The 18,387-nt window shown below is 58.1% G+C and carries 22 protein-coding genes; 11 read left to right on the top strand and 11 right to left on the bottom strand.

The window, feature by feature from the left end; all coding sequences use genetic code 11:
- Positions 1 to 7: 7 nt before the first annotated feature.
- On the bottom strand, positions 8 to 1,033 hold the full coding sequence (locus tag AAIA72_RS05040; RefSeq protein WP_369602330.1) for a phospholipase: 1,026 nt from the start codon (positions 1,031 to 1,033) through the stop codon (positions 8 to 10).
- Between the two features lie 440 nt (positions 1,034 to 1,473).
- On the opposite strand from AAIA72_RS05040, the gene AAIA72_RS05045 reads away from it, so the two are divergent.
- The gene (locus tag AAIA72_RS05045; protein ID WP_369602331.1) at positions 1,474 to 3,612 is read left to right on the top strand and encodes an adenosylcobalamin-dependent ribonucleoside-diphosphate reductase; all 2,139 of its coding nucleotides are present in this window, start codon (positions 1,474 to 1,476) and stop codon (positions 3,610 to 3,612) included.
- Between the two features lie 21 nt (positions 3,613 to 3,633).
- Positions 3,634 to 4,332 (top strand): NrdJb, encoded by a 699-nt coding sequence (locus AAIA72_RS05050; RefSeq protein WP_369602332.1) that lies wholly within the window; start codon positions 3,634 to 3,636, stop codon positions 4,330 to 4,332.
- A 66-nt stretch (positions 4,333 to 4,398) separates the two neighbouring features.
- Here the strand turns inward: AAIA72_RS05050 and AAIA72_RS05055 are convergent, their stop codons facing one another.
- Positions 4,399 to 4,821 carry a DUF6632 domain-containing protein gene (locus AAIA72_RS05055; RefSeq protein WP_369602333.1) on the bottom strand — a complete coding sequence of 141 codons (423 nt, stop codon included), beginning with the start codon at positions 4,819 to 4,821 and terminating at the stop codon, positions 4,399 to 4,401.
- A gap of 228 nt (positions 4,822 to 5,049) precedes the next feature.
- Between AAIA72_RS05055 and AAIA72_RS05060 the strand changes: the two genes are divergently transcribed.
- Together AAIA72_RS05060 and galU are read left to right on the top strand one after the other, a co-directional pair.
- Positions 5,050 to 6,249: a hypothetical protein gene (locus tag AAIA72_RS05060; protein ID WP_369602334.1), complete on the top strand. Its 1,200-nt coding sequence runs from the start codon at positions 5,050 to 5,052 to the stop codon at positions 6,247 to 6,249.
- Positions 6,250 to 6,356: 107 nt separating this feature from the next.
- Positions 6,357 to 7,199 (top strand): UTP--glucose-1-phosphate uridylyltransferase GalU, encoded by an 843-nt coding sequence (galU, locus tag AAIA72_RS05065; RefSeq protein WP_369602335.1) that lies wholly within the window; start codon positions 6,357 to 6,359, stop codon positions 7,197 to 7,199.
- A gap of 22 nt (positions 7,200 to 7,221) precedes the next feature.
- Here the strand turns inward: galU and AAIA72_RS05070 are convergent, their stop codons facing one another.
- A complete protein-coding gene (locus AAIA72_RS05070) occupies positions 7,222 to 7,650 on the bottom strand; it encodes an XRE family transcriptional regulator (protein WP_369602336.1) in 429 nt (142 codons plus the stop codon).
- A 64-nt stretch (positions 7,651 to 7,714) separates the two neighbouring features.
- Between AAIA72_RS05070 and AAIA72_RS05075 the strand changes: the two genes are divergently transcribed.
- The 4 genes from AAIA72_RS05075 to AAIA72_RS05090 are packed head-to-tail and all read left to right on the top strand — an operon-like array spanning position 7,715 to position 9,850.
- Positions 7,715 to 8,317: a cytochrome b/b6 domain-containing protein gene (locus AAIA72_RS05075; RefSeq protein WP_369602337.1), complete on the top strand. Its 603-nt coding sequence runs from the start codon at positions 7,715 to 7,717 to the stop codon at positions 8,315 to 8,317.
- A complete protein-coding gene (locus AAIA72_RS05080; RefSeq protein ID WP_369602338.1) occupies positions 8,304 to 8,864 on the top strand; it encodes a hypothetical protein in 561 nt (186 codons plus the stop codon). Before AAIA72_RS05075 ends, AAIA72_RS05080 begins: the two co-directional genes overlap by 14 nt.
- Positions 8,858 to 9,262: a DUF1924 domain-containing protein gene (locus AAIA72_RS05085; protein ID WP_369602339.1), complete on the top strand. Its 405-nt coding sequence runs from the start codon at positions 8,858 to 8,860 to the stop codon at positions 9,260 to 9,262. Before AAIA72_RS05080 ends, AAIA72_RS05085 begins: the two co-directional genes overlap by 7 nt.
- 12 nt (positions 9,263 to 9,274) lie before the next feature.
- A complete protein-coding gene (locus tag AAIA72_RS05090) occupies positions 9,275 to 9,850 on the top strand; it encodes a diheme cytochrome c (RefSeq protein WP_369602340.1) in 576 nt (191 codons plus the stop codon).
- A 19-nt stretch (positions 9,851 to 9,869) separates the two neighbouring features.
- Here AAIA72_RS05090 and pdxH read toward each other — a convergent pair whose 3' ends face one another.
- The 3 genes from pdxH to AAIA72_RS05105 all read right to left on the bottom strand — a co-directional run bounded on the left by pdxH (position 9,870) and on the right by AAIA72_RS05105 (position 13,852).
- Positions 9,870 to 10,505 carry a pyridoxamine 5'-phosphate oxidase gene (pdxH, locus tag AAIA72_RS05095; RefSeq protein ID WP_369602341.1) on the bottom strand — a complete coding sequence of 212 codons (636 nt, stop codon included), beginning with the start codon at positions 10,503 to 10,505 and terminating at the stop codon, positions 9,870 to 9,872.
- A gap of 114 nt (positions 10,506 to 10,619) precedes the next feature.
- On the bottom strand, positions 10,620 to 12,020 hold the full coding sequence (locus AAIA72_RS05100) for a DegQ family serine endoprotease (RefSeq protein ID WP_369602342.1): 1,401 nt from the start codon (positions 12,018 to 12,020) through the stop codon (positions 10,620 to 10,622).
- 155 nt (positions 12,021 to 12,175) lie between these two features.
- Positions 12,176 to 13,852, bottom strand: coding sequence for an AMP-binding protein (locus AAIA72_RS05105; protein WP_369602343.1), 1,677 nt, complete (start codon positions 13,850 to 13,852; stop codon positions 12,176 to 12,178).
- A 290-nt stretch (positions 13,853 to 14,142) separates the two neighbouring features.
- On the opposite strand from AAIA72_RS05105, the gene AAIA72_RS05110 reads away from it, so the two are divergent.
- The 3 genes from AAIA72_RS05110 to AAIA72_RS05120 all read left to right on the top strand — a co-directional run bounded on the left by AAIA72_RS05110 (position 14,143) and on the right by AAIA72_RS05120 (position 15,651).
- The gene (locus AAIA72_RS05110) at positions 14,143 to 14,652 is read left to right on the top strand and encodes an alpha/beta fold hydrolase (RefSeq protein ID WP_369602344.1); all 510 of its coding nucleotides are present in this window, start codon (positions 14,143 to 14,145) and stop codon (positions 14,650 to 14,652) included.
- A 65-nt stretch (positions 14,653 to 14,717) separates the two neighbouring features.
- Positions 14,718 to 15,080 carry an alpha/beta hydrolase gene (locus AAIA72_RS05115; RefSeq protein WP_369602972.1) on the top strand — a complete coding sequence of 121 codons (363 nt, stop codon included), beginning with the start codon at positions 14,718 to 14,720 and terminating at the stop codon, positions 15,078 to 15,080.
- Positions 15,081 to 15,135: 55 nt separating this feature from the next.
- Positions 15,136 to 15,651: a MaoC/PaaZ C-terminal domain-containing protein gene (locus AAIA72_RS05120; RefSeq protein WP_369602345.1), complete on the top strand. Its 516-nt coding sequence runs from the start codon at positions 15,136 to 15,138 to the stop codon at positions 15,649 to 15,651.
- A 95-nt stretch (positions 15,652 to 15,746) separates the two neighbouring features.
- On the opposite strand, the gene AAIA72_RS05125 is transcribed toward AAIA72_RS05120, so the two are convergent.
- The 5 genes from AAIA72_RS05125 to AAIA72_RS05145 are packed head-to-tail and all read right to left on the bottom strand — an operon-like array spanning position 15,747 to position 18,384.
- Entirely contained in the window at positions 15,747 to 16,334 is a 588-nt protein-coding gene (locus AAIA72_RS05125; protein WP_369602346.1) for an AgmX/PglI C-terminal domain-containing protein, read from the bottom strand.
- On the bottom strand, positions 16,310 to 16,738 hold the full coding sequence (locus tag AAIA72_RS05130) for a hypothetical protein (RefSeq protein ID WP_369602347.1): 429 nt from the start codon (positions 16,736 to 16,738) through the stop codon (positions 16,310 to 16,312). The genes AAIA72_RS05125 and AAIA72_RS05130 overlap by 25 nt, the downstream gene beginning before the upstream one ends.
- A complete protein-coding gene (locus AAIA72_RS05135; protein WP_369602348.1) occupies positions 16,725 to 17,237 on the bottom strand; it encodes an ExbD/TolR family protein in 513 nt (170 codons plus the stop codon). Before AAIA72_RS05135 ends, AAIA72_RS05130 begins: the two co-directional genes overlap by 14 nt.
- Entirely contained in the window at positions 17,234 to 17,743 is a 510-nt protein-coding gene (locus AAIA72_RS05140) for an ExbD/TolR family protein (protein ID WP_369602349.1), read from the bottom strand. Before AAIA72_RS05140 ends, AAIA72_RS05135 begins: the two co-directional genes overlap by 4 nt.
- A complete protein-coding gene (locus AAIA72_RS05145; RefSeq protein WP_369602350.1) occupies positions 17,740 to 18,384 on the bottom strand; it encodes a MotA/TolQ/ExbB proton channel family protein in 645 nt (214 codons plus the stop codon). Before AAIA72_RS05145 ends, AAIA72_RS05140 begins: the two co-directional genes overlap by 4 nt.
- Between the last annotated feature and the right edge of the window lie 3 nt (positions 18,385 to 18,387).

Below are 18,387 nucleotides of genomic sequence, written 5' to 3' on the forward strand. Positions count from 1 at the left end.
GGTGGGGTCAGAAACGATTCATGGCATGATTCAGCACATGTACCGTCATGGCAATGGCATGCGGAATCACCATGCGTGCCACCTGCACCCGGTCATTGTAATCCGTACTGGACAATACCAGGCCACCATTGCTGTAGGAGAAGGCCCCCCCTTCCGTCAGCAGGGGACGGATATCACGGCTGCTGGCCGGCACGGGCGTGAAGTCGCGCATGGCCTCGGTGACCAGACTGAAATCATTCAGGCGCTCACGATCATAATAGTCCGCCACCCATTGCTCCCAGCCCGAGTGATTATGGTCCGAGGTCGTCCAGGTGTGGTGTGGCTGGAGCAGATCCGTGGTATGCAGAACAAAGCCCAGAGTCTGAACGGAAGGCTGCGCCCAGAAGCGGTTGTACCAGTACTGCCCCAGGTTGTCGATGGGCTGGAACGGCATCTTCTCGAAGTCCTCGTACATGGACTTGGTAGAGTATGAACCCTGCCGGTAGTTGGCTTCGGTGATGCCATAGCTGTTGTACTTGGAGTTGTCGCGCCAGAACCAGCCGTGCAGACCACCCTTGCCATCGTCCAGATAGTCGCCGTAGAGCCAGGCTGCCGCCATGTTGTCAATGGTACCGGCCACGGTCAGTCGGCTGTAATCGTAGCCGCCGATATCGTTGCCATGCACATCATGGGCATGCGTATGGTTCTGAAAGTGCCAGTAGGAGGTGTACTTGACGATGGAAGCCCCCAACCCCCATACCGGCGCCATCTGACAATCACCGGTGATGGCACCACAGAGATAGGTATCCTCGAAATCATCCACGTCATAGGCACCCTGCCCCAAGATGCTGCCCAGTTGCTCAACCGTCACGCCGGACTGGGCTGCCAGTGCAGCCAGCTTGGCGTACTGGGTGGTGGCGGGATGTGCCTTCATGTAACGCACCGCATCTTCCACAATGCGCTTGTGGGTGCTCTGTTTCCAGGCCAGAGCAGGCTGAGTCATCACTGCCAGGGCCACGCCGGCCAACAGACTGCGGGAGAGAGTCGTTTTCATTTCCTCACCTTTTTCTTCCGGTTTTTGTCATCGTTTTTATTGCTGCAGCATCCTGCCAGTTCTCCTTTCAGTACAGATGTTCAGTTTAATGGCCTCAGATGACAGTTCCGAGAAACGTGACACTCTATAACCTTGACCTGCCGCACAATTCAGACTTTCGTACCAGATCGTCAAGGCCTTGTGACTCGCGGCGGAGCTTCTGATGCGCCTTCAGTCCAATAGTTTTTGGCGATAACATCCGTCCGATTTATAAGCCTCTCACAATTTACAACACACAATATAGTGGTATACTCGCTCACAGACACACTATATAGTGTTGGTCGCCTGTACGGGAAAACAACAATTCACAAACCCGTTTGACCCGCCGCGACCAGTCCGGGCGCGTTGTATCCGCCCATCTGCTTACCATCCAGACACTGAACAGTAAGGAATAAGTCGATATGAACGCCAAGGTTCAGCCGCTTACGCCCGTGATTCCCATGCAACCGGCATCGCTGGATATCTGGAGCTCCAAGTATCAGCTCAAGACCAAGTCCGGGGAACCCGTCGACAAGAGCATTTCCGATACCTATGAGCGCGTGGCCCGCGCACTGGCATCCGTGGAAAAGCCCAAGGTTCGCGAAAAGTGGTACCGGGAATTCCTGTGGGCACTGGAAAACGGCGCCATTCCGGCGGGCCGGATCACCTCCAATGCCGGCGCGGAAGCGCACAAGCCCGCCACATCCACCATCAACTGTACGGTGTCCGGTACCATCCATGATTCAATGGACGACATCCTGATCAAGAACCACGAAGCCGGCCTGACCCTCAAGGCCGGGTGTGGGATCGGTTACGAATTCTCCACCCTGCGTCCGAAAGGCGCCTATGTGGCCGGTGCCGGTGCCACCACGTCCGGCCCCCTGTCCTTCATGGACATCTTCGACCGCATGTGCTTCACCGTATCCTCGGCAGGCGGACGCCGGGGTGCCCAGATGGCCACCTTCGACGTGCATCACCCGGATGTTTTCGAGTTCATCCGGGCCAAGCGCGAAAATGGTCGCCTGCGCCAGTTCAACCTCTCGCTGCTCATCACCGAGGATTTCATCGAGGCCGTCAAGGCGGATGCCGACTGGCCACTCTCTTTCCCCGTGACCCGGAAAGAGGTGGAAGACGAAGGCCTGGATCTGTCCGATCGCAGCAAGTTCGTCTTCCGTGACTTCCCGGTGAAGGAAGGCTATGTCCAGGACAGCGAGGGCCGGGTCGCCTGCCGCATCTACAAGGTGGCCAAGGCCCGCTCCATCTGGGATGCCATCATGACCTCCACCTATGACTTTGCGGAACCGGGCTTCATCCTGATCGACAAGGTCAATGAGATGAACAACAACTGGTTCTGTGAAAACATCCGGGCAACCAACCCCTGTGGCGAGCAGCCGCTGCCGCCCTATGGCAGCTGCCTGCTGGGTTCGGTCAACCTGACCAGGTTTGTCGAGCACCCCTTCACCGAGCGGGCACGCTTCAACACGGAAAAATACCGCAAGGTGGTCGCCATCTTCTCGCGCATGCTGGACAACGTGGTGGAGCTCAACGGCCTGCCGCTGGAAGGCCAGCGCCATGAAATCCTCTACAAGCGCCGCCACGGCATGGGGATCCTGGGCCTGGGCTCCACGCTCACCATGCTGCGCATGCCCTACGGTTCCGAAGACTCCATCCGCTTCACCGAGGAAGTCTGCAAGGACATGGCACTGGAAGGCTGGCGCCAGGCTCTGGAACTGAGCCGCGAGAAGGGGCCGGCCCCCATCATGAACGACGAGTTCGTCATCACCGAAGAGATGATGCGCAAGCGTCCCGAACTGGCCCGGGATGGCTACAAGGTGGGCGACAAGGTCAAGGGTCGCATCCTTCATGCAAAATACAGCCGCTACATGCAGCGCATTGCCGAAGTGGAGCCGGAACTGGTGGAAGCCCTGGCTGAAGAAGGTGCGCGCTATACCCATCACACATCCATTGCACCGACGGGAACCATTTCCCTGTCGCTGGCCAACAATGCCAGCAACGGCATCGAGCCCAGCTTTGCACACCACTATGCGCGCAACGTCATCCGTGAAGGCCGCAAGACCAAGGAAAAGGTGGATGTGTTCTCCTACGAGCTGCTGGCCTACCGTACCCTGGTCAACCCAAAGGCCATGCCGTACAGCGATGATCCGGAGGCGCAGTTGCCGGACTACTTTGTTGCCGCAGATCAGGTGACGCCCAGGCAGCATGTGGACATCCAGGCTGCCGCCCAGAAATGGGTGGACTCCTCCATTTCCAAGACCGCCAACGTCCCGACAGACTTCCCGTACGAAGACTTCAAGGACATCTACATGTACGCCTACGAAAAGGGTCTCAAGGGCTGCACCACTTTCCGTTTCAATCCGGAGGCCTTCCAGGGCGTACTGGTCAAGGAGTCGGACCTGGAGAACACCATCTATGAATTCACTCTGGAAGACGGTACCAAGGTCAGGCTCCGCGGCAATGAGGAAGTGGAGTACGACGGCGAGATTCATACCGCCGCCAACCTGTTCGATGCCCTGAAAGAAGGCACCTACGGCAAGTTCTGATCACGATTTGAGGACACACACATGGCAGTCAAGATTGACAAGAAAATTGTAGATTACCGGGTGGTGAGCAAGCCGGATCAGAACGCCCCGGCACCGGCGCAGGAACCTGCGCCGGTCGAAAAGCCCGTGGAAATGAACGAAAGCATTGCCCGGCCCGATTTCCTGCTGGGCACCACCTACAAGATCAAGCCGCCCATTCTCGACCATGCGTTTTACATCACCATCAACGACATTGTCCTGAATGAAGGCACCGACCACGAATCACGCCGGCCCTACGAGATTTTCATCAACTCCAAGGCGATGGAACATTTCCAGTGGGTCACGGCACTGACACGCGTCATCTCGGCCGTGTTCCGCAAGGGAGGGGACATTACCTTCCTGGTGGAAGAGCTGAGTTCGGTCCATGATCCCAATGGCGGCTACTACAAGAAAGGCGGCGTCTTCATGCCCTCTCTGGTGGCCGAAATCGGTGCGGTCATCGAGAAGCACATGAAGGCCATCGGCCTCATCAAGTCGGAAGACATGACGGACGTGCAGAAGCGAATTCTGGCCAAGAAAAAGGCCGAGTTCGAAGCACGCCAGAAGTCTTCGGGCAAGCACAAGGGCGAAACGGCATTCCCCGAAGGTGCCACCCTGTGCAAGAAGTGCAATACCAAGGCCGTCATCGTCATGGACGGCTGTATGACTTGCCTCAACTGCGGCGACAGCAAGTGCGGCTGACGCCCCCGGACCCCGGCCCGGATGACCGGGGTCCTTTCCTTTGCTCTCCCGGCATGCAGCCGGTCATCAGCTGACCCTGAGCTTGAGAGCCCCTTCTCCGTTACTCACGGCCTTTTCTTCTCCGGGCATCAGATACCAGAGCACGCCTGCCACCGCGAAAAGGGCGGGAATATCCCCCAGCAGATTCGCACGTTCCGTCACATCCAGCATCGCCTGAATCAGCATGATGCCACCGTGCACGATACTGGACCAGATGGCGAACCAGATGAGGCTGGCGTGGGCCAGCGGGTTTCGGGCTGCACGGACCAGAAAGACCCCCAGGGTCATGTACATGCCCATGATCATTTGTTCGTATTCGGGTTGAGCCGGTGACCAGCTCCAGCCGGACGGCCAGACGACCATCATCATTGCCGGCACACCGACGATAAAGAAAGCACCGATGGCATAAAGCGCCATGGTCAGGAATTTCTGTCTGGAATCGGACGTCATGTCATTCTCCATCAAATGAAAACGCGATCCGGATACCTGCTCAACAGGATCCGGTTTCCCCATCGTACGCTCTTTGACCGTGTCCGGGGCGATTGTTTTGTAACGCCGGCCCAATGGATTGAATTGAACCCTTTCTCCAAACCGTTCGCCTTACCAGTGAACAGGGAAGACCGTACCGATGGGCCAACGCCAGAGGAAGGCATGACATCACAGGAAAGGAGAACAGCCATGAACATCCTCACCCGACTCACGGCACTGACACTCATGACCGCTGCACTGCATGCCAGCGGTGCGGAAACCACCTTGTCACTGCCCAAGACCCTGGTTGCCAATGTGCTGAACCAATCCTTCAGCAAGACTGAAGTGCTCATCGACAATTACGGCGCCAAACACGGCAACTCGTGGCTGGAGCAGAACAGCTACATCCGTCTGCCGGACGGAGAAACCCGTCACTTCAACATTGCAGAACAGGTCACCCGGATCACCAAATGGCGTCAATGGAAGCACTACGTGGACGACCTACGCAGTCAGAGTGTTTCGGTCACGGCGCAGGGCCAGGGGCTTCGTTTCCTCATCACCTTCGAAAGCCAGGGCGAAGAAATCAAGGGCAAATGCCTGCGCAACGGCAAGGAATGCAAGCTCAAAATGGAACGGGATATCCATGTGGACAATGCCCGCCTCAGCGTGGACATCCAGCCGGTTCCCCTGAATAACAGCGTGGGTTTTCTGGTGGGTGACGTGGACTTTTCCGCCAGCCTGAAGATCCCCAACAAGCTCTGTCAGGCCGTGAAAAAGATCTGTGACAAGATCGAAGGCAAGATTTACAAGGAACTGAAATCACAGCTGGAGAAGACGGTCCGAAACGAGCTGATGCGGGACAAACTCCGCAAGCAGGTTGCCGCCAACATCCGACCGCAGATACAGGCCAGCCTGTCACCGCTGCTGAAACTGAGATTCGGCGGTTATGAACCCAAGCCCTGGGAGATTATCGCCATCAGGGACAACGGCAGTCAGTATCAGGTCACCATACGGCATCCGGAGGTCATTGACGCCGGCAGCGTACGCATCAAGCAGTTCAAGGTGAAAGTACCCAAGCAGGTTATGAGCTGTCCGGCAAACGTGGAATATGTGGCCACCATTGAAACCGATGCAGCCATCTCGGGATCGGCATGGGTGGAATATCTGCATCCGGCATCGGGGAAAATGGTCAGGGATCCGGGCGATTTCAAATGGAGCACCCAGGGCAAGGGTACGGCCACCTCGGTAATATACTCCAAATGGATTGCCCCCAAGGGCGTGTGGAAAACCAGCGAGGCGCGCCTGGCCCTCAGCTGGAAAGGCAGCAATGGCCAGACCCATACTCTCAAATCACCTCTCGTCACCTTCCAGCGCAAGTGCAGCAAGACTGCCGGCCAGATCACGTTCTGACCGATCGGCTCTGACACGGAGACAAGGACCCCGGTGCCAGAGCCGTCTCCGATATGCTATCCTTCGCCCCATTCCGCATACTGTACAGGGTCTTCAAGGAAGCGATCATGATCGAAAAATGTCTGTTCCCCGTCGCCGGCTACGGCACCCGGTTCCTGCCGGCCACCAAGGCCATGCCCAAGGAAATGCTGCCGGTGGTCAACAAGCCGCTGGTTCAGTACGGTGTCGAAGAAGCCGAAGCCGCCGGCATTCATACCTTCAACTTCGTGACCGGACGCGGCAAGCGTGCCATCGCCGACCATTTCGACATCTCCTATGAACTGGAGCATCAGATCAAAGGCTCCGGCAAGGAGCCGCTGCTGGACTCCATCCGCCGCCTGCTCAGCCCGGAAAACTGCTTTGCCTTCACCCGCCAGCGGGAAATGAAGGGGCTGGGACATGCCGTACTCTCCGGCAAGCCGCTGATTGGTGACAATCCCTTTGCCGTCATTCTGGCGGATGACCTGTGCATCACCGAGCCGGGAGACGACACCGTCCTGGCTCAGATGGTCAAGCTCTACAGGCAGTTTCGCTGCACCATTGTCGCCATTCAGGAAGTGCCGGAAGATGAAGTCCACAAGTACGGCGTCATTGCCGGTGAATGCCTCAAGGAAGGCCTGTACCGGGTCACGGACATGGTGGAAAAGCCAAAGAAGGAAGAGGCGCCCAGCAACCTGGCCGTGATCGGGCGCTACATCCTGACGCCAGACATCTTTGACCTGCTGGAAAACACCGAACCCGGTGCCAACGGTGAAATTCAGCTGACCGATGCCCTGCAGAAGCAGGCTCAGGACGGCTGCGTGCTGGCCTACAAGTTCCGCGGCCGACGCTTTGACTGCGGCAGCGTGGAAGGCTTCGTGGAAGCCACCAACTACGTGTACGAACACATCTACAAGCAAGGCAGGGGCTGAACCTGCCGGCGTCTCCTGCCGCTCAGTCGCCGGAGACGCCCAGCATCCCCAATACCAGAGCCTGCCTGTCCCCGTCGCAGCGTCTGAACGCCTCGAGTATCTTGCGTTCCCGTGCATCCGGCAAACTGCTCTCGACACGCTCCATGAGGGTGCCCACGGCTCTGAGCAAGTCATCCCCCGCCTCATCAAAGCCCGGCAGACTGAGCTGGTCACCCGGATCGCTGTCCAGGTGTTCCAGGTCCAGAAATGCCCTCAGGGATTCGCCGGTCTTGAGGCACAGTTCAATGAGCTGATCCACGTTCGGGTAGCAGCGCACCTGCTCCGACAGGGCCTCCCACTTGTGAACCAGCCCGCTGTCCACGCCCACCAGTGCCGCCACATCCTCCGGAGTCATCCGGTGTTTTTCCCGAATAAGACGCAGCCGTACATTGAATGCCGAGAGATACCGCATGGCCGACTCCTGGTTAAGAAAACCTTAAGGGATTGACGCTACGTTAGCGGCAAAGGAGGTTCGGATGCAAGCACGAATCAAGGTCTGGGACGGGTTTGTCCGTCTCTTCCACTGGCTGACCGTCGCACTGTTCACCGCGCTCTGGCTGACCGGTGAAGGGCGCGAGGTGGCCGTGCATTCGCTCATGGGCTATGCACTGGCTACGCTGATTGTTCTGCGCATCATCTGGGGCTTTGCCGGCAGCGAACATGCGCGCTTCAACAATTTTGTGCGTACGCCCGGGGAAACCCTCGCCTATCTGCGTGACATACTGGCCAATCGTCCCGCCCACTATCTGGGACACAATCCCGCAGGCGCCGCCATGGTGGTGGCACTGCTGCTCTGCCTGACCGGAATCATCGCAACGGGCATCGTGCTGCTGGGCAGCATGGAGTTTGAGGGCCCGCTGACAGTGCTGGGCTTTCTCCTGTCAGACGAGCAGGTCCACCTCATCCGAGAGGGCCATGCCATACTGGTCAACCTGACACTGGCACTGGTGGCGCTTCATGTCCTGGGCGTGATATCGGCCAGCATTCAGCACAAGGAAAATCTCGTCGCCGCCATGATTCACGGCTACAAGAACTCAGATCAACATTCCGTTGGAGGAAAACCTGATGCCTCATCCTGAACACTTGCGGCCCGCCCTCTGTGCCGCAGCACTGGTTCTGGTGTCATCCGCAGGCCATGCGGAAGAACCGGCCCCTGTTCCGGCAAACTGGTGGAGCTATCAGCAGACACCGATCCTGTACACCGGTGATCTCTATGCCAGTGCCGGCCAGAATGCAGCGCCGGTACAAGCCAGCACCCTTAAAGAACAGTACCCGGAACCCCTGATCACCCTGAACAGCACCCACAAATATCTGGGTCTGGCCACCCTCGCCGCCCTGGCCGGCACTATCCTGGCGCCCAAGGCGGAGAACGGCGCACATGAAGCCCTGGCCAAGACCTCGGTTGCGCTGGGTACGGCGACGGTTGCCACCGGCCTCATTGCCCACTGGGATGATATCGGACTGGATCAACCCCTGACTGACCCGGACAACCTGCACGCCCTGCTCACCGGAGCCGGCCTGATGGGCATGGCCATTGCCGTCTCGGAAGCCCCGGATTCCGGCCATGCAGGCTTTGGCGCAATCGGCGGTGCCGCCATGGCGATAGGAGTCAAACTGACATGGTAAAACGTACACTGATTCTGCTGACACTGATTGCCGCCGGCAGCACCTGGGCTGCCAGGCCGGACGCAGTCACCACCCTTCAGAAAAATTGGGAAAAGGATGCACAGACACTGCCCTTCTCCGCTGAGCGGGGCAGCCGCATCTGGCACCAGGATGGCACAAACCAAAATGGCCAGATTCGCCGCTGCACCACCTGCCATGGCGAGGATCTGACCCAACCGGGCAAACACGCCCGCAGTGGCAAGGTCATTGAGCCCATGGCGCTGTCAGCCAACCCTGAACGCTATCAGGATGCCAAAAAATTGCGCAAATGGCTGAAGCGCAACTGCAAGTGGACTTTTGGCATGGAGTGTACCGCCCAGGAAAAGGGCGACATCCTCGAATTTCTGACTCAACAATAAAGGGCTTGGCAAATGGTACGTATCAAAACCCTGTTTCCGGCGCTGGCCATCAGCGGGGCCCTGCTCGTCTCTGTCCCCGCCAGTGCGGACAGCCCGGACATCCTCAACTGGCTGATTTCCGTGGACCGCAAAAAGGGTGTGGAACCTGTCACCAACGATACCTGGGCTGAGGAATGTGGTGCCTGCCACGTGGCCTACCCGCCCGGACTGTTACCCGCCCGCTCATGGAAAGCGCTCCTCGCCCCCAAGGCACTCGCTGATCACTTCGGAGAGAACGCAGAGCTGGATGAGGATACTCTGAAGGTGCTGACGGAATACGCCACCACGCATGCGGCGGATCAGTCCCTGTACAAGCGCTCGCGCAAGATCATGGCTTCCATCCGTGACGACGAAACGCCGTTGCGCATCACGGAGACCCGCTATATCCGCCGCAAACACGGCGAGATACCGGAAAAATATATCAAGGGCAATCCGAAAGTGGGCAGCCTGTCCAACTGTAACGCCTGCCATACGGAAATCGACAAGGGCGTGTTTGATGATGATACCGTCATCATTCCGGGTGTCGGCCGGGACTGGGAGGACGACTGATCCGGACGTCTGGCTTCCCTCAGGGAGCCAGACGCTCAATCACCCACTGACCACCTTCCAGACGATACTGAAAACGGTCGTGCAGCCGGCTTTCACGTCCCTGCCAGAACTCGATCAGGGTCGGCTTGACCCGATAGCCACCCCAGAATGACGGGAGGGGGATTTTGCCCTCTCCGAACTTGCGCCGCATCTCATCCAGCTTCATTTCCAGAAACTGTCGACTGGAAATGACATGGCTCTGCTGACTCACCCATGCACCCAGCTGACTGCCGCGCGGGCGTGATGAAAAATAACGCAGGGACTCGGAGGAACTGACCTTTTCCACCTCGCCCTCGATCTTGACCTGCCGATTCAGTGGCAGCCAGGGGAACAGCAACGCCGCCCTCGGGTTCTCGTCAAGCTGTCTGGCCTTTCTGGACTCGTAGTTGGTGTAGAAGACGAACCCCCGGGCATCAAAAAACTTCAGCAGCACCGTCCGCACACTGGGCTGACCATCCGCCCCGCAGGTCGCCAGACTCATGGCATTCGGGTCATCCATGCCGGAATCCATGGCCTCTCTGAACCAGCTTTCAAACTGCAGGATCGGATCATCATTCAGATCCTCCCGATCCAGCCCGCGACTCATGTACTCGCGGCGCAAATCACCAATATCCACCTGTTGTACCTCCCATGAAAAAGGCGCGACCTCAGCCGCGCCCCACTCTATCAGATCCGTGTACCGGAATCATCCGGGCCGGTACGCAGCCGACCCGAAGCCCCGTCCCGGCGGTTAGCGAATGACCAGATAGAAGGATCCGCCATCCCGGACAACCAGCAGCAGTGTCTTGTCATCCGACTTTTTCAGTGCCTTCTTCAGATCCTTGGTGCCACGGACACGCTCCCGGTTCACCTCGACGATCACGTCACCCGGGCGCAGGCCTGCCCGGGCAGCCTTGCTGTCGGGCTTGATATTGACCACACGTACCCCCTCGGGATCATCGCTGTCCTCCAGCTTCACCCCCTTGAGGGCATCGGTCTTCACACCATCCAGCCACTTGCTGAACCAGCTGCCACCTTCATCAGTGCTGGCCACCTCGCCATCCTTGCCTCCCAGCGTTGCCTTGACGGTCTTGATTTCACCATCACGCAGGATCTTGAGGGTGACTTTGGTACCGGCACGCTTCAGGCCGATTTTTGCCCGCAACTGGCCACTGCTCTTCACCGGCTTGCCGTCGAGCTCAAGGATCACGTCGCCGCGCTTGAGACCGGCCTTGTCTGCTGCGGAACCTTTCGCCACGTCACTGACCACCACGCCCTTCTGGCCATTGTCCAGACCAAAGGCCTCAGCCAGGTCAGGATTGAGATCCTGAATCATCACACCGAGCACAGCACGCTTGACTTCGCCATACTCCAGAATCTGGCTCACGGTGGCCTTCACCATGTTGGAAGGAATGGCGAATCCGATCCCCACGTTACCGCCGGACGGTGCCAGAATGGCCGTATTGATGCCAATCAGCTTGCCCTTCATGTTGATCAGGGCACCCCCTGAGTTGCCGGGATTGATGGAGGCATCCGTCTGGATGAAGTTCTCGTAGCCCTCGATGCCCAGGCCACTCCGACCCAGCGCGCTGACAATACCGGTCGTCACGGTGTGGTTGAGGCCGAACGGGTTGCCGATGGCCACCACATAGTCCCCCACATGCACCTTGTCACTGTCGGCCACCGGCAGCTCACGAAGGTTTTTGGCGTCAATCTTCAGTACGGCAATATCCACGTCCGGGTCCTCACCGAGCAGCTTGGCTTCAAATACCCGGCCGTCGTTGAGGGAAACCTTGATTTCATCCGCATCCTTGACCACGTGGTGATTGGTGATGACGATGCCCTTTTCGGCGTCAATGATCACGCCCGAACCCGCGGCCTGAATCTTGCGCTCCTGAAAACCCTGATTGTCGGGAATGTTGAAAAAGCGGCGAAAGAACGGATCGTCAAACAGGGGGCTGCGTACCTGCTGCGTCCCCTTCACGGCGATGTTGACCACTGCATCACTGACCTGTTCCAGCAAAGGCGCCAGCGTCGGGCCGTTTTCATTTTCATAAACTGCTGTGGGCAGTGCGCCCGCCTGCACATTGGAAGCGACCAGCGGGGAAAGCGCCACGCCCGCGGCCAGAACCAGTGATGCCAGTTTTTTCATGCGTGTTCTCCTGTGCAAGTTGACTCGGGACTGTCTTGGTCAGACCCAAGTGTTGGGGCTCCCGCATCCGTTTTCAACTTAAAATCGGGTTACATCCTTGTCATCACGCAAAACGGGCCCGACCGGGCCCGTTTCGTACAGTGCTGACTCAGCCCTCAGGACTGCTTTTTCAGCTCTTCATCCCTGAGCGCGCGGCGCAGGATCTTGCCCACATTGGTCTTGGGCAGTTCATCCCGGAACTCGATGGTCTTGGGCACCTTGTAGGCCGTCAGCCGCTCACGACAGAAATCACGCAGCGCCTGCTCGGTCAGGGCAGGATTGGATTTCACGGCAAAGACCTTCACCGCCTCACCGCTCTTGAGATCCGGCACGCCGATCGCGGCACACTCCACCACATCCGGATGGGACATGACCACATCTTCCACTTCATTGGGGTACACATTGAAGCCGGAGACGATAATCATGTCCTTCTTCCGGTCAACAATCCGCATATAGCCATCTTCCTGGATCAGGGCAATGTCACCGGTCTTCAGCCAGCCGTCTTCGGTCATGGTCTTGGCGGTCTCATCCGGACGCTGCCAGTAACCCTTCATGACCTGGGGCCCCATGACACAGAGTTCACCGGGCTCGCCGATGGGCTGCTCCTTGCCCTCATCATCAAGAATGCGGATGTCCGTATTGGGTACCGGCAGGCCAATGGTTCCGAGCTGGATGGCATTGAGGGGGTTGAGGGAAATCACCGGCGAGGTTTCCGTCATGCCGTAGCCTTCGGCAATGTCGCAGCCGGTGACTTTCTTCCACATCTGGGCCGTTGCGGTCGTCAGTGCCATACCACCGGAAGCGGTGATCTTGAGATGGCTGAAATCCAGATCCTGGAAGTCTTCGTTGTTGCACAGCGCCACAAACAGCGTGTTGATGCCCAGCAACGCCGTGAACTTGTACTTGGCCATTTCCTTGACGAAGCCCGGGATGTCCCGCGGATTGGGAATCAGCACAGAATGGTTGCCCGTTTCCACCATGATGCCGCAGTTCATGGTGAAGGAATAGATATGGTACAGCGGCAGCGGAGCAATAACCGTTTCCGACGCCTCGTCAAGACGGGTCATGAGGAAGGGCTTCACCTGCAGCACGTTGGAAACCAGGTTGCCATGGGTCAGCATGGCGCCCTTGGCCACACCGGTGGTGCCCCCCGTGTACTGCAGCACGGCGATGTCGTCACGCTGAGGCTGGTGGCGCCTGAATTCGGACTTGCTGCCACGCAGCAGGGCCTTCACCAACGGCACGGCACCCGGGATATTGTAGTCCGGCACCATTTTCTTCACGTACCGTACCGCGCTGTTCATGACAAAACGCTTCAGCGGCTTGTGCATGTCCGCGATCTCGGTCACGATGACATGTTCGATTCCGGTATGCGGCAGCACTTCCTCCGCCAGCTTGGCCATGTTGGCCAGCACCACCAGCGCCTTGGCACCGGAGTCATTGAACTGGTGTTCCATCTCGCGGGCGGTATACAGCGGGTTGGTGTTCACCACAATCATGCCGGCACGCATGGCCCCGAATACCACAACCGGGTATTGGGTCAGGTTCGGCATCTGAACGGCAATCCGGTCACCCGGTTTGAGGTTGGTATGGTTCTGCAGATAGGCCGCAAAATCCCGGGACAGCCTGTCCAGCTGTCCATAGGTCAGGGTCACACCGACAGCGGTAAACGCGGGCTTGTCCGCAAACTTCCGGCAGGACTTTTCAAAGAGATCCACCATGTCGCTGTACTGATGGATATCCACTTCTGCCGGGATGCCGGACGGGTATTTGTCCGCAAAGAAATTCCCCATGAACGACTTCTCCTGTCCAATCGTCATTATTTTGATTCAACCAATCTTGATGTTCTGGCAAGGCAAGGGCTGTACACTCCGCAGCCGGTTGTCCGCCCTTCGGCAAGGATACCAGCTTTGCCTTGCGGAATGTAGCCAAAAGTCTATAGGCGCAATCCGTTACATCCCGTTACATTCTGTGTGACAGTGCACATTTCGGAAGCCCGACCGGTTCAAACCGCAGCGTCGGCGTTGACCCTGCCGGGATGACCCCTAGAATGGTACAAAATTACCAACAGGAACCTGATACCATGACCGCTGCAGCCCCCGTTCTCCAGGGTCTATACGGACACTCCATTCCCCTGTACACCTGGCAGCCGGAGCATCCGGAAAATGCCCGTTTCGTGGTTCAGATTGCCCACGGCATGGCCGAGCACGCAAGACGCTACGACCGCTTTGCCCGGCACCTGACCGAACAGGGTGCCATCGTGATCGCACATGATCACCGGGGTCACGGGCGTGCCGCGACCAGTGGCGTCTATGGTCATTACGGCGACCAGAACGGCTGGCAGGCGGTGACGGAAGACGTCTGGCGCGTGCACCAGTTTGCGCTGCAGCGCTGGCCGCAGCTGCCACATTTTCTGTTTGCCCACAGCATGGGCTCGTTCATCACCCTGTCCAGCCTGCTCGAGCACCCGTATCAGCTTGCCGGTCTGATTCTCAGCGGCAGCAATCATGAACCGCCGCTTCGGGTGCGTGCAGCACGTCAAATTGCCGCTTTCGAGCGCTGGCGCCAGGGCCCCCGGGGAAGAGCAAACTGATTGATCAGCTTTCCTTCGGCGCCTTCAACAAGCGCTTTGAGCCCGCACGTACCGCCTTCGACTGGCTGTCCCGGGATGCCAGCGAAGTCGACCGCTACATCGCCGATCCGCTCTGCGGTTTTCTCTGTACCAATGAAACCTGGTATCAGTTCCTTGGCGGACTGAGCCGCCTGTTCGCGAAGCAGGCCTTCCGTGACTTTCCCGCCGGTTTGCCGGTACTGATTGTCTCGGGCAGTCTTGACCCGGTCGGTCGCTATGGAAAGGGCCCGCGATCACTTGAACGGGCACTGCGGAAATCGCCTGCCGGACCGGTTCGCTGCCGGCTTTATCCGGTAGGACGGCATGAGCTGCTCAACGATGTGGGACGTGAGCAGGTCATCGCCGATATTGATGCCTGGGTCACAGCGCTGCTGAAGGCGAATACCTGAAAAAATGCTAAAATGGGCAGACAAGGCCACTTGCAAGATCACATGAGGAGTGCTGATGGACGCCCTGGAAAATGTCACCTACGACGAACTCAATGTCGGGGATACAGTCACCTATACCCGTGCCCTGACGGAAGACGAAGTTGTTCTGTTCGCTGCCGTATCCGGTGATGTGAATCCCATTCATCTGGATCCGGATTATGCCGCCACAACTCCTTTCGGAGAGCGGATCGCCCACGGGATGCTCTCCGGCGCCCTCATCTCCGCTGCGCTCGCCACGGTCCTCCCCGGCCCCGGAACCATTTATCTGGAGCAACAGCTCAAATTCCGGGCACCGGTTCATCTGCGTGATATTCTGACGGTCACCCTGACGGTAGCGGAGAAGCTGCCCAAGAACCGCGTGCTGATCGACTGCCTGATCACGAATCAGAATAACGAAAAGGTGGTGACCGGTCAGGCCAAGGTCATTGCCCCCACGGAAAAACTCTCTCTGGAACGTCCTCGCCTGCCCAAAATCATCCTGGATGAGGATGGGCGGTCCCATGTGGTGGATCCGCAAAAGCATGCGGACTGAACCGTAACCGTACCATTCACCTGCCCAATCCTGGTCTGTTGGTGCCGTCCACTGCTGCCTATCCCAATCGGGTGGTCAGCAGTGGACAGTCATGATCAGGATGGCAGGAAATCAAAGGTATAACGGACGATCTGCTGTGGCGCCCCTGATTTGGCCCCGAAATTCAGCATCCGGAGACGATTGCACAGGTTCTTCTCCAGTGCAGGCGCCTTCAGCTCGGAGCTGACCACCTTGCAGCTGCTAACGGAACCATCCGGTTCTATCGTCAGTTCCGGCACAAACTGGCCCTGGAGGGTCGGATTCTTCCGCAGGGCCCGGGTGTACATGCGCATGATGGTGCCTTTGGACGCATCAAATACACGCCTGATTTCTTCTGACGAGCGGCCCGCGGCGGTCTTGCCGGCGGATGCCACCTGAGTACCACGCTCCTCACCGGCATTCGGGTCCACCGGTGCCTGTACCGTTGCCTGCTTGTGTGCTGCCAGGCGTTCACCCGAAGCTTGCGCCTTTTTCAGGTTGAGGCCGGCAATACCACCACTTGACCGTGTTTTTGCGCGGGTGACCAGGGCTTCCTGTGTTTTTGCTGCCCCCTTGACTGCCCGTTGTGCGGGCGCCTGAGCCAAAGGCTTGACGTCGTCAACCAGCTCCCGCAGATCATTCAGCTCATCAGCCTGAGCCAGCAACCCCGTTTTTTGGCCACCTCACGCGCTTTTTCGATAGCCTTTTGTTCCGCAGGCGGTGTCACCGGCTTTTGAGGCGCTGGTCGGGGCTTGCTGGTTTTTGGTACGACCCGGGGCTCAGGCTTCGGTTTCGGCTTCCTGACAACCTTTGGCTTTGGCTTGGGCTCCGGTTTTTTAACGACCTTGGGCTTGGGCTTGGGCTTCGGAGGTGTCTTTTTTTCCAGAACGACCTTGGCAAGTTGAGGCGGCAACGCCTCACGCTCGGCACGGGGCACCTCCGGCAGATTGAACGCGGCAATCCATGCCGTCATCACCAGCGTCACACCCAGAACCCCCCCCAACAACAGGCGGAAACGACGCTGATCACGGGGATCGTTATCCCAGGGCAGACGTTCATGTACCGCCATCTTGCCCTCCTGCCTTGAGTGTCTTTTGGTTGACGGCCAGCGACAGGACGGTATAACCCGACTCCACAGCCGTTTTCATGACCTTCTTCAGAATGCCATAAGGTAACGACCGGTCTGCCAGGACGTTAAGGGGTTGCGGCTTGTCCTGCTGATCTGCTGGCAACCGGCTGATCCGGTAGGTCAGCTCCTTCTTCAGGCCCGCTATAATATCCTCTTCCGAGTTTGCCGGGGGGGTCTGTGCCACGGGTTGCCCGGCCACCAGAATACTCTCCGGGGTGACACTCACCATCAGTACATCACGCGGCTTCTGATCCACCACCGAATCCGGCAGACGCAGGGCCGACGAACTCTGAATGACTTCAATGTCCGAAGAGTTGACCATCAGGAAGAACACCAGGATCGTAAAGATGTCCATCAGGGACACCAGATTCAGCATCGCCCGCTGACTGTGCCGAGCCTGGCGCCTTGCAATACGGTGTGCCCGGGCAGACTGTTTCATGTTCCCTCCCCGTTTGCGGCAACCGCATCGACAAGATCAGTCACGGAAATTTCGGGAAAGAGTTCGGCCTGCACCAGTTGCGCTGCCACGACTGTCGGGTAGCTGCGTACCGTATCCATCAGCGTCACCAGTGTCTGGTAATCTACCCGGTCATCTACCATTAACGTGAGGCTGCGCTTTTCCGGCAGACGTGCCTTGACTTGCTTGAGCGTTTCCCGAAGCGTCTCCAGATCGGGCCCCTGCGCCGTATTGGGCAGCCGCTTGATAATTCCGCCCAGGTTATCCGCCAGCAGCAGTTGATCCGGTGTCACGGCCAGCTGAAGCTGCAGCGTCTTGCGAGTCTCCGGATTGTCCAGCCCCTTGGGAAAGTTCAGCTCAATCACTGTTGTACGGGCAAACACCATGTTCAGCAGCAATACCGGCACCAGGACAATCATGAGATTCATGAAAGCCGTGATATCGAGGTCAGCGCTCGACGTCAATCGGCGGTGACGTGTGTGCCTCACGCGGCCTCACCTCCGCGTTTGCCCTGTCCCAGCAGGTTGATGACCTTGATGCCTGCCGACTCGAAGCTGTCCACAATCTCATTGGTGAGATTCTGCAGAAAGGCATGCAGAAGCAGCAGAGGGATGGCGACCATCAGACCGAATGCGGTGGTGTTCATGGCTACCGATATGCTCTGTGACAACAAGGCCGCCTTTTCCGCCGGATCCGCTGATGCCACAGCCGTAAAGGCATCGATCAACCCCATGATGGTACCCAGAAGTCCCAGAAGCGTGGCGACATTGGCGAGCGTGGCCAGATACTGGGTTCGCTTTTCGAAACGCGGAATGACTTCGAGCAGACGCTCTTCCATCGCATACTCGATTTCGGTCCGGCCGCTGCCTGCCGCCAGCCGGCTCAGACCCGCCGCAATCACATCCGAAATCGCACTGTTGCTGGATGTACTGTGCTGAATGGCCTTCTTGAGGTCTCCCCTTTTCAGGCACATGAGCAGAAACCCGAAATCCTTCCGGTTGCTTGCCCGGGCAGCAGTGAGCACGATCAGTCGCTCAATGGCAATGGCCAGTCCCAGCGCCAGCACGATGGCGATAGGGAACATGAATGTGCCGCCGTCCTGAAAAAAGCGGATGATCGAATCATTCATAAA

Source organism: Thermohahella caldifontis, assembly GCF_041153465.1.
Classification (GTDB): Bacteria; Pseudomonadota; Gammaproteobacteria; order Pseudomonadales; family Oleiphilaceae; genus Thermohahella; species Thermohahella caldifontis.